Annotated in this window: 13 protein-coding genes and 1 pseudogene; 11 read left to right on the top strand and 3 right to left on the bottom strand. The window is 45.1% G+C overall.

Annotated features, from left to right (window positions below):
• The first annotated feature begins 304 nt into the window (after positions 1–304).
• The 4 genes and pseudogenes from AC1HDP_RS06800 (at position 305) to AC1HDP_RS06785 (ending at position 5,648) form a co-directional block, all read left to right on the top strand.
• Positions 305–1,458, top strand: a pseudogene (locus AC1HDP_RS06800) (IS3 family transposase).
• Between the two features lie 165 nt (positions 1,459–1,623).
• Positions 1,624–2,826 (top strand): IS4 family transposase, encoded by a 1,203-nt coding sequence (locus tag AC1HDP_RS06795; protein ID WP_479638166.1) that lies wholly within the window; start codon positions 1,624–1,626, stop codon positions 2,824–2,826.
• A 216-nt stretch (positions 2,827–3,042) separates the two neighbouring features.
• Positions 3,043–5,040, top strand: a complete 1,998-nt coding sequence (locus AC1HDP_RS06790) for a TonB-dependent copper receptor (RefSeq protein WP_479638165.1) — start codon at positions 3,043–3,045, stop codon at positions 5,038–5,040.
• Positions 5,041–5,237: 197 nt separating this feature from the next.
• Entirely contained in the window at positions 5,238–5,648 is a 411-nt protein-coding gene (locus AC1HDP_RS06785) for a hypothetical protein (protein WP_479638164.1), read from the top strand.
• Between the two features lie 92 nt (positions 5,649–5,740).
• On the opposite strand, the gene AC1HDP_RS06780 is transcribed toward AC1HDP_RS06785, so the two are convergent.
• The 3 genes from AC1HDP_RS06780 to AC1HDP_RS06770 all read right to left on the bottom strand — a co-directional run bounded on the left by AC1HDP_RS06780 (position 5,741) and on the right by AC1HDP_RS06770 (position 7,666).
• Complete coding sequence (locus AC1HDP_RS06780) at positions 5,741–6,394, bottom strand: RluA family pseudouridine synthase (RefSeq protein WP_479638163.1); 654 nt, start codon at positions 6,392–6,394, stop codon at positions 5,741–5,743.
• A gap of 173 nt (positions 6,395–6,567) precedes the next feature.
• Positions 6,568–7,065: a protein disulfide oxidoreductase gene (locus AC1HDP_RS06775; RefSeq protein ID WP_479638162.1), complete on the bottom strand. Its 498-nt coding sequence runs from the start codon at positions 7,063–7,065 to the stop codon at positions 6,568–6,570.
• Entirely contained in the window at positions 7,058–7,666 is a 609-nt protein-coding gene (locus AC1HDP_RS06770; protein ID WP_479638161.1) for an acyl carrier protein phosphodiesterase, read from the bottom strand. Before AC1HDP_RS06770 ends, AC1HDP_RS06775 begins: the two co-directional genes overlap by 8 nt.
• A gap of 378 nt (positions 7,667–8,044) precedes the next feature.
• Between AC1HDP_RS06770 and queA the strand changes: the two genes are divergently transcribed.
• The 7 genes from queA to AC1HDP_RS06735 all read left to right on the top strand — a co-directional run bounded on the left by queA (position 8,045) and on the right by AC1HDP_RS06735 (position 14,408).
• Positions 8,045–9,082: a tRNA preQ1(34) S-adenosylmethionine ribosyltransferase-isomerase QueA gene (gene queA / locus AC1HDP_RS06765; RefSeq protein WP_479638160.1), complete on the top strand. Its 1,038-nt coding sequence runs from the start codon at positions 8,045–8,047 to the stop codon at positions 9,080–9,082.
• Positions 9,083–9,233: 151 nt separating this feature from the next.
• Positions 9,234–10,358, top strand: coding sequence for a tRNA guanosine(34) transglycosylase Tgt (gene tgt / locus AC1HDP_RS06760; RefSeq protein WP_479638159.1), 1,125 nt, complete (start codon positions 9,234–9,236; stop codon positions 10,356–10,358).
• A 30-nt stretch (positions 10,359–10,388) separates the two neighbouring features.
• Positions 10,389–10,721, top strand: a complete 333-nt coding sequence (yajC, locus tag AC1HDP_RS06755; RefSeq protein ID WP_140933063.1) for a preprotein translocase subunit YajC — start codon at positions 10,389–10,391, stop codon at positions 10,719–10,721.
• 17 nt (positions 10,722–10,738) lie between these two features.
• Positions 10,739–12,589: a protein translocase subunit SecD gene (gene secD / locus AC1HDP_RS06750; RefSeq protein WP_479638158.1), complete on the top strand. Its 1,851-nt coding sequence runs from the start codon at positions 10,739–10,741 to the stop codon at positions 12,587–12,589.
• A 14-nt stretch (positions 12,590–12,603) separates the two neighbouring features.
• Positions 12,604–13,551, top strand: coding sequence for a protein translocase subunit SecF (gene secF / locus AC1HDP_RS06745; protein ID WP_479638157.1), 948 nt, complete (start codon positions 12,604–12,606; stop codon positions 13,549–13,551).
• A 171-nt stretch (positions 13,552–13,722) separates the two neighbouring features.
• Positions 13,723–14,037, top strand: coding sequence for a putative signal transducing protein (locus tag AC1HDP_RS06740; RefSeq protein ID WP_479638156.1), 315 nt, complete (start codon positions 13,723–13,725; stop codon positions 14,035–14,037).
• Positions 14,038–14,048: 11 nt separating this feature from the next.
• Positions 14,049–14,408, top strand: a complete 360-nt coding sequence (locus AC1HDP_RS06735) for a rhodanese-like domain-containing protein (RefSeq protein WP_479638155.1) — start codon at positions 14,049–14,051, stop codon at positions 14,406–14,408.
• Positions 14,409–14,414 lie beyond the last annotated feature (6 nt).

Below are 14,414 nucleotides of genomic sequence, written 5' to 3'. Positions count from 1 at the left end.
TCACTGCGTTGTTGCCTAAATAAATACAACTGATGACCTAAGTAGTCTTCACTACCGGTGTTTTTCAAGGTAGTTGTCACTCTTTGCTTAAGTATTCGTACTAATTATGTTAATTACTAATACTTTACAACTCTCTCTTTTCGTTTAACCTGTCGAAAAATGGTGCTATTGAATCCAGCATCGAAACAGTATGTTTATTCGCCAGAGGGTCAATTAATACCAAGAACCCTATTGGGGAAAGGTGATCTGATCCAATACTTTTGGACACCACGCTAAGTGAGTAAAATGACTTAACGAGGTGAATATGACAATCAAAAAGCCCCGCAAGACCCACACGGCTGAATTTAAAGCTGAAGCCCTGAAACTAGCCGAACGTGTCGGTGTTGCTGAAGCTGCTAGGCAGCTCAAAATCTACGGGTCACAACGTTATAACTGGCGCTCTGCCATTGAGAAGAAATCGACAACTAGCCAGCGCGAAGCCGAGCTTGCTGCTGAAGTTGCCAAGTTAAAACGCCTGTTAGCCGACCAAGCTGAGGATTTAGCCATCCTAAAAAAGGCGGCCACCTACTTCGCGAAGAATCAAAAGTAGATCGATTCGAATTTATGCTCGAACACCAGCACCAGTTTCGCCTAAAGCCAATGGCGACAGTGCTTGGCGTGACGCGAAGTTGGTATTATGTCTGGCGAAAATCAAGCAAAAAGCCGAGTACACGCTTGCGCAAACAGCGCAGCCGTGATAAGCAAATCAAAGCTATTTTTGTCCAGAGCAAGGAACGCTCTGGCGCTCGGCGTATTCAAGTCGACCTCGCCGAAGATTACGATCGCGCTAATTTGAAAACCATGATGAACAGCATGACAAGACAGAATTTAGTGGCTAAAGCAGCCCGTAAATTCAAAACAACAACTGACAGCGATCACCAGCTTTCGGTAGCGCCAAATCTGCTGGAGCAGAACTTCGATGCCAGCGGCCCGAACCAAAAATAGGTCGGTGATATCACGTATCTGATGACAAGCGAAGGCTGGCTGTATCTGGCGGTGATTATCGATTTGTACTCGCGCGCTGTGATTGGCTGGTCGATGAGTAATCGCATGACGGCTAAGCTGGCTTGTGACGCGCTGACAATGGCGCTGTTTCGTCGTGGTTTTCCAAAAAAAGTGATTGTTCATAGTGACCAAGGCAGCCAATATTGTTCACATGCGTATCGAGATCTGATTGAAAAAAATCAGCTTATCCAAAGCATGAGCCGCAAAGCCTGCTGCTGGGACAACGCCTGTGCAGAGAGCTTCTTCCATTCATTGAAGGTTGAGGCCATTCAGTACGAGCCGATCATGGACCGGGAAACCATGAAGCACACAGTGTTTGAGTACATAGAAGTTGATTACAATAAAACCAGAAGGCATAGTTCACTTGGCTATTTAAGCCCTGAGAATTTTGAATTGAAAATAGTGCTTAGTTAAGTGTCCAGAGTTAGCGGATCAGATCAAGGCTTGCCTAAGATTGATTTTTGCAACAACGCCGATGTCTAGGGAGTCCCAAAATAATTCCTTTTATAATCAATTAGTTGGCACGCATGGTGCTGTTTGATCTAATCAATTTCGCCAAAAACAAACTAGAACAACACCATGCGTGACATTACAATACTACATGACTCTCTTAGCAATCAATGCTCTTCCATCCACAAAAAACGTCTTAATTCTCTTATGGTTGCCACTAAATCATTACTAGATGGTGATCAACTCTCTTTGACCCAGCTAGGCCGTAACATCTCTGGTAATGTGGCACCTAAGCACAGTATCAAACGTATTGACCGCTTGCTCGGTAATCACCACCTCAATAATGACCGAATGGCGATATATCGCTGGCATGCAATGCACCTTTGCGGTGCTAACCCAATGCCTATCGTGCTTGTCGATTGGGCCGATGTAAGAGAACAACTCCGCTTGATGACATTGCGCGCCTCCATCAGTGTTCAAGGGCGCAGCGTGACCCTTTATGAGCGTACTTTTGAATTCAAAGATTACAACGCACCTCGCAGCCACAATGTTTTTCTGACTGAGTTGGCAAAGGTGCTTCCGAATGGCTGCTGTCCGCTAATCGTCACCGATGCTGGCTATCGCAATACTTGGTTCGATCAAGTAGCAAGTCACGGCTGGTTTTGGTTAGGGCGTGTTCGTGGTGACGTCTGTTATCAGCATGTTGGAACACATCAATGGCACTCCAATAAGTCGCTTTACCCAACAGCAACGAACAAAGCCAAATACATCGGCCGTGTTAACCTCGCCAGGAAAAGCCCATTGTCCTGTCATTTACACCTCTACAAAGCGAAAGAAAAAGGTCGTAAAGACCGCCGTTCCTCAAAAGCAGGAAGAAACCATACCGCCCAAGCAAGCTACGGAAGAAGCAGCAAAGAGCCGTGGCTATTGGCAACCAACTTACCACCTAATCACTTTAACTCGGTCCAAGTGACAAAGCTCTACGCTAAGCGAATGCAGATTGAAGAGACCTTTCGAGACTTGAAGAGTCCACAATACGGCATGGGGCTGAGGCACTGCAAAAGTCGTTGTCCGAAGCGGCTAGATGTGTTGCTGCTCATCGCTATGCTGGCAGAAATTGCCTTATGGCTAATTGGTATCGTTGCCTTACATCTAGGCTGGCAAAAACACTTTCAGGCCAACACCATTCGGCACCGGCCTGTGCTGTCGATTGTCAGATTGGGGAAAGAGGTTCGGCGGAGGGAAAACTATCAAATAACAGCGCAGCATTTACGCTGGGCAATGCATGAATATATCAAGTTGGTTCACACTGCAGGGAGACCTAAATTATGAGGGGATCCCCCAGCGCCGATGTTACCCTCGATTTACGCCGTTATTATGTAAATTTAGAATTAAATATCTTGATGTTGTCGAAATACGCTTGTTGTCGCACTTAATTATACTCAATTTCTCATTTATTAACACCCTCTATATAATGCGCGAAATATCAATACAACCGCGACGAGGTAAAGAGTTATGGGAAATATTGTCTCTACATTAAGGATAAAAATGAATAAGCAAATGTTGAGTAATATTGTTGCCTGTGTGTTGGTTGGAATATCTACGACCTCGTTTGCTGAAGAGATAGGCTGCAATAAACTTGGTGGCTGTGATGAGCGTATTGTTGTCAAAGGTGAATTAATGCGCCATCCGTTAACCGTGACAACTGATCCAAAAAAACCGCGGTTACCACTGCCTTCTTATGATGGTGCCGGCTTTTTAAAGACTATTCCAGGATTTAATATTAATCGTAAAGGAGGAGGCGGTGGTGATCCTTCATTGCGAGGGCTTGGCGGTTCGCGAATTAATATTGTTGATGACGGTCAACAAACCTATGGTGCTTGCGGCGGACGGATGGATCCCCCTACTGCTTATATTTATCCCGAATCCTATGACAGTATTGAAGTGATTAAAGGGCCGCAATCTGTTCGTCATGGCCCGGTAGGTTCCGCAGGAACCGTATTATTCAATAAAGATAGGCGTACGTATGTCGAAGCTGTTCCTACAGGGCGAGCCAGTGTGACAGCGGGTAGTTTTGAGCGGCTTGATTATATAGTTGACCTGCGCGCAGGTGATGAAAGCTATTATATGGATTTAGATGCCAATCAATCGTCTAGCTCTCATTATAAAGATGGTAACGGTAACCCTGTGCAATCAAGTTATGACCGACGTAATATGGATTTGGCCTTAGGTTGGACGCCGTCTGATGACACTGTGATTGAAGTAAGCTACGGCAAGTCAGACGGTGATGCTGAGTATGCAGATCGTGCTTATAAAGCCCGCGAAATTGAAAATGAAAATTACACCTTGTTGGTGGAGCATGAGTTTAACGGTGATTACCTGCAGTCGATAGAGTTTCAAGCTTATAGTAATGACAATGACCATGTGATGGATGATTTTGATAAAAATTTACCCAATAACTCAGGGGCTCACGTTAACCGTTCGACTTATGGTGGCCATTTGTGGGGCGAGTTTGCTATCGGCGATGTCACTCTGACAACTGGGATGGATATGCAGGATTCAACTCATCAAATCTTTAAAGTTGCGCCTAACTTGGATAGTAGTCTTGACGACTTAATGGCGGGCAAGTTAAATGATGATTTGAGTTATCAGCAGTTTGGATCATTTGCTGAACTTGAATACCTCGTGGATGAGGGAAGGTTAGTGTCGGGGCTGCGTTATGACCGCTGGCAGACAGACTTATTTTTGCCGCAACAGCAGAAGCGAAAAGATGACCTTTACAGCGGTTTTATCAGGATAGAGTATGCTTTTGATTATCATCAATATTATATGGGCGTAGGCCATGCTGAACGTATGCCTGATTATTGGGAATTAACCAAAGCTAAAATGAGTCAACCAACAGCAAAGACTTTTGATATTTCGCCAGAAAATACCACTCAGTTAGATTTTGGATGGATCTATGATAACGATGTAGTAACTCTATCGAGTGCCTTTTATTACGGTGAAATCAAAGACTATATTTTGATTCAGGCATTTAAGACTCCTAGTGGCGATAAGAGCCAAACCGCACGCAATATTGATGCAATAATTTGGGGCGGAGAATTAGGCTTAGCCTGGCAACTAACAGAGAATTTAGATTCCCAAATTAGTCTTGTTTATGCTCATGGTGAAAATGACACCGATAACATGGCGCTGGCTCAAGTCTCACCTTTAGAGGGGCGTCTGACGATGGATTACAATGTAGGAAATTGGCACTTCGGCTTGTTGTGGCGATTGGTGGATAATCAGAAACGTGTTGCTCTTGGTCAGGGAAATATTTCAGGGATAGATTTGGATGAAAGTGCTGGGTTTGGTACTCTGGCATTGAATGCCGCTTGGCACAGTGGTGAGCATGTTCGTTTTAGCTTTGGAGTTGAAAACTTGTTTGATCGTGAATATGCGGAGCATATCAGTAAATCTGGTGCGATTAATGATGTAGGTTTGCCGATGGCAAGAGTTAATGAGCCTGGCCGTAATGGGTGGCTAAAAATGGAATATTTATTTTGACATCCTCCACCTCCTTTAGGACGGGGAGAAGTCAGCCGCGGTTATTTTTCTGGATAATGACAATACTTCACCGCTAGAGGGGAGAAACTGCACAAATCGATGGCAAACTAGTCAAAGCATGATATCCATCAAGTTTTTTATGGTTAAAATCGATACACTTCGCGAATTACCCGTTCAGTATTAGGAATCGCGAGTTTATGTCATCTATGCTAAAAACATCACCTTGGCAGTGGTTAACCTCTATGGGTGCCAAATGGCAATTAGATGATAGCCCTGCCATCCAAAAACGAGCCGCGATGAAAATACAGGGGCAATGGATGGAACAAAGACAACTGGTTGGTCAATGGTTTGACCCGCGTCCTGATGCTGGCGATAAAATCAGCCTGTATCGTAATGATGAAGAGTGGTTTCTTGAAACTTGGTCAGATGATGGCTGTCATAGCCTAGACAAGATGAAAGCCACTAAAATCAATTTCGACATGCGCTTAGAAGATGTGGAAGCGAATTTTTTCGGTGAGTATTTCTTACTGACTGATTATGGCGACTTAAAGCTGTGTGATGCGCAGGGCTGCTTGGTGTTAGTGCCAATGAGTAAAAATCGCGCCTAAAGTCATCAAGCACTTATTATAAAAGCACTCATTATAAAAAAGGCCAATCAACACTGCTGATTGGCCTTTTTCAATGGGCGCAAGCCTGAGATTTAAAACGGTTGCGGGCTGGAAAACATCAGCCACTCTTGAGTGCGAGGATGAGTAAATCCTAACTTCCACGCGTGTAAGCGTAATCTTGGACTAGCGTTTTGGCAGTCTCTGTCACTATAAAACACATCCCCTAAAATAGGATGTCCAAGCGCTTGCATATGTAGGCGTAATTGATGAGTTCTGCCGGTATGCGGCATTAATTGCAATAAGCTTGAATGCGCTCGATACTCCAATACTTGCCAGTCGGTGATGGCAGCCTTGCCATCGGTGGTTATCAGTTGCCACGGGGGATTATCTTTATCGGCGCGCATGGCTAAATCAATACAACCCTTCGCATCTTTGAGTTTGCCCATTACTTCAGCGACATATATCTTTTGCGTTTTGCGGTCTTGAAATTGCGTTTTAATATGCGACTCAGTGGCTTTATTGCGGGCAAACACCATTAAACCTGAGGTGTCGCAATCGAGGCGATGCAATAAAATCGCTTCAGGATATAGGCGTTGCAGGCGAGTAATAGCGCAGTCATAAGTATGAGCCGCGCGTCCTGGGTTGGATAAGAGTCCAGAGGGTTTATTGATAACAATAATATCGTCATCGATATAGCGTAAATCTAACCAAGGAAGTGCAGGCGGGCAGTATTCAAAAATTTGCATGGGTATAAAGGCTGATCGTAATTATGCTAACGGCATAATAGCATTGTCCCAAGGCTAAAGCATCTTAGCCTTGGAGTGTATGACTATTACAACTTGGCTAATAAGCCACTAAAGCACTCAAGAAGATACTAAGTTAATGCTAGCAAGCTAAATCCAACCCTTTACTTAAGGGCTTATAACCACTGGCTAAGCCACATTCGCACTTTTAGTCCCAAGCCACTGGTAACGCCTGATGTCACCCACTGCACTTCACCTTGTTTCACGATATAAATCGCCGGTAATGCATGGGCGCCCCAGCGCTTAGATAGCTCACCATCATCATTAATCACAGCGAATTGATAGTCATGGCTTAACATGAATTGATTGATGTCATCGTTAGAGCCTGAGCTTACAGCCACACTGACGACGGCATTATCTTTACTTAAGTCATTGACCGCTGGCGATGTCATACGACACGCAGGGCACCAAGTTCCCCAAAAATAGATTAAGGTCGGTTCAGGGTCGCTCTGCAAGATAAATGGAGCATGTAAGCTAGTTTGTCCCGATAACTCAGGCGCTGCGCCTGAAATCATATGTCGTTGCATATAAGTGCTGATTAAAAACATAGCGAGAGCTAACAGACCTAACTCAATGACACGGCGCCGCCACGGGTTAACATTTTTCTTAATCAAGGCGGCTATCCAAGTATTCGGTAGGTGTCTTACGACTTAAAATTTTACTGTAGGCCATTAATTGCGGATACAAGGTTCTGAAGGCAATTTCTAACGGGACATCCTTTTTTTCCACTAAGGCTTCGGCGCCCACAAACAGTTGTGGCTGTGAAAATCGGCGGGCAACGCCAGCAATAGCCGCATTTAACCCTTCTCTATGCTGATAAGCACCCAGCCAATCTTGGCTTTGCATTGGCACTAAAATGTCCTGCATGGCCGGTGGCAGTTCTGGGGTGTTTGCTAATTCTCGATAGGCATAGTCACAAAACTGTTTAAGCGGCAGTGCATGATACTCATCCCAGTAGTAAGCCAAAAAGTAATCAAAACTTAAATCGATTAAAATCGGCGCAATACGGCGATGACTTTTGGGAAACTGCGCCAGTAGTTCATGAATGATTTCATGCTCATCGGTAATGGTATCTAGTTGGCGATGCAACCAAATGCCTTGTTGCAGATGTTGAGGGTGGTCGGCTATGTTGCCTTTAGCAAAGTCGCCCGCTAAATTGGCTGCCAATGACGTTTTACTGAAATCAGCCAGATGGAGATGAGCAAGGAAATTCATAATGGATTCTTAATCTACGGCTTTATTTCACGTTATCATGATATTCGCTGGTGAGAAATACTCAATACACCAACTTGTGTCATATAAGGTCATTAATTTTATGATAAGTCTGCGGTTATTGGTTTAGCGTCAACGATTGACTCCAAGCCACAGCACAGTGGCGCCGCTTCTGCTCTTGCTAAGTAAGCTGGTTAGTAACTGCTGTGTGGTGATTATTTGCGCACTAACCTCAAGTTTATCTGCCCATCATTGCCACAAATTCACCTTATCGGGCGCGACTCACACCACTAATCTTGATCTTACGGCCGTCAATCCCTAGACTAGCCGCGAAATACCGCCTTCACCTAGGCATTATCTTGGTAGCAAATAGAGGCTTGAATGCGCGTCGCAGATTTTACTTTCGATTTACCCGATGAACTCATCGCTCGTTATCCTATGGCTGAGCGCACCGCCTCTCGCTTGTTAACCTTAGACGGTAACACTGGCGCGCTGGCTGATAAGCAGTTTACTGATCTGCTCAATTATATTGAGCCAGGCGACTTAATGGTATTTAACAATACGCGAGTGATCCCTGCGCGTTTGTTCGGCCAAAAAGCGAGTGGTGGTAAATTAGAAATTTTAGTTGAGCGCATGTTGGACGATAAGCGGGTATTAGCCCATGTCCGCAGCTCAAAATCGCCAAAGCCAGGTAGCGAGATCATTCTCGATGGCGGCGAAAAAATGATGATGGTAGCTCGCCATGACACCTTATTTGAGTTGGCACTTGAGTCTGATAGCACCATTTTAGAAGTGCTTGAAGCGGTAGGGCATATGCCTTTGCCGCCTTATATCGACCGTCCTGATGACGATGCCGATAAAGAGCGTTATCAAACCGTGTACAACCAAAATCCAGGTGCAGTAGCAGCACCTACCGCGGGTTTGCACTTTGATGAAGCTATGCTGGCCACTCTCAAAGCCAAAGGTGTGGATATGGCCTTTGTGACCTTGCATGTGGGCGCAGGTACTTTCCAGCCAGTGCGCGTGGAAACCATTCTTGAGCATAAAATGCATTCAGAATGGGCAAACGTACCTGCCGATGTGGTTGATAAAGTGACAGCGACCAAAGCCGCGGGTAAACGCGTTATTGCCGTTGGTACTACCTCAGTACGTTCACTGGAAAGTGCGGCTAAAGCGAGCCCTGGTGAGTTAGCGCCTTTTAGTGGTGATACTGATATCTTTATTTACCCGGGTTATCAGTTCCAAGTGGTTGATGCCATGGTTACCAATTTCCACTTACCAGAATCGACCTTGATCATGCTGGTCAGTGCATTTGCAGGATTTGATGAGGTGATTAATGCCTATCAACATGCAGTTGCTGAAAAATACCGCTTTTTCAGCTATGGTGATGCCATGTTTGTGACTAAAAAAAACCTTTAATGGTTTAGAATGCGATAAAATACCTGCGCTCAATGAGCGTGGGTATTTTTGTATAATGCCCTTGAATTTATAAAATTTGTTCTTATATCACTAGCTTATAGGAATTTATTTCCAACTCCAGTGTCAGACTGTTTCTCTGACGAGGTAATTTATGAAGTTTGAATTAGATACTACTGATGGTCGTGCGCGTCGCGGTCGTTTGATTTTTGATCGTGGCACAGTAGAAACTCCAGCTTTTATGCCGGTAGGTACCTACGGCACAGTTAAAGGTATGACTCCTGAAGAAGTGCGTGCTACTGGCGCTGACATTTTATTAGGTAACACCTTTCACTTGTGGCTGCGCCCTGGTGAAGAAGTCATGCGTAAACATGGCGACTTGCATGATTTTATGAACTGGCAGCGTCCAATTCTGACCGATTCCGGCGGATTCCAAGTATTCAGCCTGGGTGATATTCGTAAGATCACCGAAGCCGGCGTGCATTTCCGTTCACCTATCAATGGCGAAAAGATTTTCTTAGACCCAGAAAAGTCCATGCAAATTCAGAACTCATTAGGTTCTGATGTGGTCATGATTTTTGATGAGTGTACTCCATACCCAGCCACAGAAGATGAAGCGCGTAAATCCATGCAGATGTCATTGCGTTGGGCCAAGCGTTCAAAAGATGAGTTTGAGCGTTTAGAAAACCCAAATTCTCTGTTTGGTATCATCCAAGGTGGCGTGTATGAAGATTTACGCGACGAGAGCTTAAATGGCTTGGTTGACATTGGCTTTGATGGTTATGCCATTGGTGGTTTAGCTGTAGGCGAGCCAAAAGCTGATATGCACCGCATCCTTGAGCACGTGTGCCCACAAATACCTGCTGACAAGCCACGCTATTTAATGGGCGTTGGTAAGCCAGAAGATTTAGTGGAAGGTGTACGCCGCGGTGTGGACATGTTTGACTGCGTTATGCCAACCCGTAATGCCCGTAACGGTCACTTATTTACCAGTGAAGGCGTGATTAAAATCCGCAATGCGCGTCATCGTGACGACACTGCACCGCTGGATCCTCTGTGTGATTGTTACACCTGTAAGAACTATTCACGGGCGTATCTATATCACTTAGATCGCTGTAACGAAATTTTAGGTGCTCGCCTAAATACCATTCATAACCTTCGTTATTATCAGAAATTGATGGAAGGTTTGCGTGGGGCAATTGAGACAGGTACATTAGAGGCCTTTGTGACTGAGTTCTATACCAGTCAAGGTCGTGAAGTACCTAAGTTAGTTGATTAACATTAACGATAATTAGAGAAGAGAAAGATTATGTTTATTGCAGATGCACATGCAGCAGCCCCTGGCGCTGCCCAAACTGGCGGTACCATGGAATTGGTTTTCATGCTGGTAATTTTCGGCTTGATTTTCTATTTCATGATTTATCGTCCACAAGCTAAGCGTGTTAAAGAGCATAAGAACCTGATGTCTTCTTTAGGCAAAGGTGATGAAATTCTGACTAGCGGCGGTATTGTTGGCAAGATTGCTAAAATTACCGATGACAGTGACATGGTACTGCTGAGCTTGAACGACAGCACTCAAATTACTATCAAGAAAGATTATATTGCTGCTGTACTGCCTAAAGGCTCTATTCAGTCGTTATAAGCCAAGAGGGCGATTGTGTGTTGAACAAATACCCAATGTGGAAAAACGTGATGATCTTCTTGATCATCGCGGTTGGATTTTTTTATGCGCTGCCGAATTTATTTGGCGAAGATCACGCAGTTCAGGTGGTAGGAACGCGCGGTGTTGCCGTAACACCAGCGTTACAAACTGAAGTAGACAACTTACTAACGAAAGAAGGCATTGCGGTTAAGCGTTCTGAGTTAGCCGACGGTCAACTCTTAGTACGAGTGGCCAATGCGGATCAACAGTTGGCTGCAAAAGAGGCCATTGCCAAACAATTGGGGGACAAATACACAGTCGCCTTAAACCTTGCTCCAGCAACGCCAGAGTGGCTTGAGGCTGTGGGTGGTTCACCCATGAAATTAGGTCTCGACTTACGTGGTGGTGTGCACTTCTTAATGGAAGTGGACATGAATGAAGCCATTCGTAAGATGGATGAAGCTAAGGTTGCCGATTTCCGTTCGCAATTGCGCGAAGAGCGCATTCGTTACGCGGGCATTTTCCGTACCGGTAAAGGTATTGAAATTAAGTTCCGTGATGAAGACAACTTAGTTAAAGCTGAACAATTCTTAAAGTCTCGTAGTAATGAAATGGTGTTTACCGACACTTCAGCGAATGGCGAGTTCAGCCTGTTAGCGACTATGAGTGAAGCTTATTTAAAGCAGATTAAAGAAGAAGCTTTACTGCAAAACATCACTACCATACGTAACCGTGTTAACGAGTTAGGGGTAGCTGAGCCTGTGGTTCAACGTCAAGGCGCTGAGCGCATTATTGTTGAATTGCCAGGTGTACAAGATACCGCCCGCGCCAAAGAAATTTTAGGGGCAACGGCATCGATTGAATTCCACATGGTTGATGATAAAGCTGATCCTAGTGCTGTGGCCGCTGGCCGCGTACCACCAGGCAGTGAAATTTATCAGCGCCGTGAAGGTGGTCCAGTCGTACTGAAAAAAGAAGTGATGCTGACCGGTGACCATATCACTGGCGCCCAGCCAACGTTTGATGAATATAGCCGTCCACAAGTGGCGATTAATTTAGATGCGAAGGGCGGCACCATTTTCTCTAACGTCACCAAAGATAATATCGGTAAGCCAATGGCTACCTTGTTTATCGAATACAAAGATACGGGTGAGCGTAATCCTGACGGCAGCGTCAAGATGAAGAAAATTGAAGAAGTGATTTCGGTAGCAACCATTCAAGCCCGTTTAGGACGCAATTTCGTCATCACAGGTCTTGATCACGCCGAATCACAAAACCTCGCGTTGTTACTGCGTGCAGGTGCCTTGATTGCTCCGGTTTCTATTGTTGAAGAACGTACCATAGGCCCAAGCTTAGGCGCGCAGAACATAGAGTCAGGCATACAAGCCATGGTGTGGGGTATGGCTATCGTGTTGATTTTCATGATGGTTTACTACCGTGCTTTCGGCTTTATCGCCAACTTAGCCTTATGCGCTAACTTGATTATGATTGTTGGGATTATGTCTATGATCCCAGGCGCAGTATTAACCTTACCTGGTATTGCCGGTATGGTACTGACGGTAGGTATGGCGGTTGATGGTAACGTTCTGATTTACGAGCGTATTCGTGAAGAACTTCGTGCTGGCCGCAGTGTACAACAAGCGATTCATGAGGGTTATGCTAACGCATTCTCAACCATCACTGACGCTAACTTAACCACCTTTATCACGGCCTTAATCTTATTTGCTGTGGGTACTGGTGCCATTAAAGGTTTTGCCGTCACCCTGATGATAGGTATTGCCACCTCCATGTTTACTGCAATCGTCGGTACTCGTTCTATTGTGAACGCAGTCTGGGGTGGTAAACGTGTGAAGAAATTATCGATTTAAGGGAGACGACTAACATGATGCAAATTAGCGCATTTAAAAATACTATCGACTTCCTCAAACATGCCAAAATGATCAGCATAATGTCGGCAATTTTGGTAGTAGCTTCATTTGTGTCTTTAGGTACTAAAGGCATCAACTGGGGTTTGGATTTTACCGGTGGTACTGTGGTGGAGTTAGAGTTCTCTAAATCTGCCAATCTTAACGATTTACGCGCGCAGCTCACCGATGACAAAGTCAGTGGTGCTATTGTTCAGAACTTTGGTTCAACACAAGATATCTTAGTGCGCTTGCAAGTGCGTCCAGGGATTGAAAGTGATGCTCAAGTGACAGAAGTCATGCGCGCAGCCCAAGTACTTGATAGCCAAGTCATTCAAAAGCGTGTGGAGTTTGTCGGTCCACAAGTAGGTAAAGAATTGGCAGAGCAGGGCGGTTTAGCGGTTATCGCGGCCCTCTTGTGTATTCTGGTATATGTATCGTTCCGCTTTGAATGGCGCTTAGCCGCTGGCGCGGTAGCGTCACTGGCACACGACGTGATGTTAACCTTAGGGGTGTTCTCACTGCTGCAACTGGAGTTTGACCTGACTGTATTGGCAGGCTTACTGACGGTTGTGGGTTATTCACTTAACGATACTATCGTAGTGTATGACCGTATCCGTGAGAACTTCATCAAAATCCGTAAGTTACTGCCATATGATGTGATTAATATTTCAATCACTCAAACCATGAGTCGTACCATTATTACTACGGGTACTACCTTGATCACTGTGGTGGCCTTGTTCTTAAAAGGCGGCACTATGATCCATGGCTTTGCGACTGCATTGTTAATGGGTATTTTGTTCGGTACTTATTCATCTATCTATGTGGCGAGTTACTTAGCCATGCGTCTTGGCGTTAGTCGTGAGCATATGCTCCCAATTGAAGTCGAGAAAGAAGGTGCTGATCAACCACCTATGATGCCTTAAGTGCTGATTTGATTAAAAGCCGACTGACTAAGTCGGTTTTTTTTGCCTAAGTTTCGTACTTGACAGCGCCAGCTTTCACGCTCAACATGCTGGCAGAAGTTGAGGTTTAGTTAATGGATTAATGGCAACAATCATGCGCTTCGAAGTCAATATAAGTAGTAGGGAAGGCGAATGCAAACAAGTAAACGTTTAGTTGCGGGTGGTAATTTACTCCAGGCTCACACTTGGAAGGGATTACTCGAGTCAGCCGGAGTTGTGGTAGAATTGCGCGGCGAAGCCTTAATGGGCGGCGTTGGTGAACTACCCGTTGACTTACAAACTGTCGAATTATGGGTTGCACATGAGCAATTTGAATTGGCGCAATCACAGTTAGCCAATCTTGATGCTGACCGCCCACAATGGCAGTGTGTAAAATGTCATGAGTTGAACCATGCCAGTTTTGAATTATGTTGGCAATGCAGTGCTGAGCGCAGTGAAGCGCACTAAGGATGTGAGTAATGGCACATAACCCAGGTTTTGAAAAAATCGTTGAGCTTTTTCGTCCCCATGTAAAAGAAATTACCATAGAACAATATCAGGCCGAAGATGAATGGCAACTTGTCGATGTGCGCGAAGATCATGAATGGTTAGTCGATCATTTACCACGCGCCATCCATATGGGCCGCGGCATTATCGAGCGCGATATTGAAACTAGAGTGCCTGATAAGACCAAACCCTTGTTGCTGTATTGCGGCGGCGGTTATCGCAGTGTCATGGCCGCCCATCATTTGCAATTAATGGGATACACCCATGTGGCATCGCTGATTGGCGGTTACAAAGCTTGGCAGCAACACCAACTGCCACTGGTTAAGGATTAACCCTCA

This window comes from Shewanella sp. ISS20, assembly GCF_056522965.1.
The sequence above is the reverse complement of the archived record's forward strand: the minus strand, read 5'-3'. Positions and strand labels throughout refer to the sequence as shown.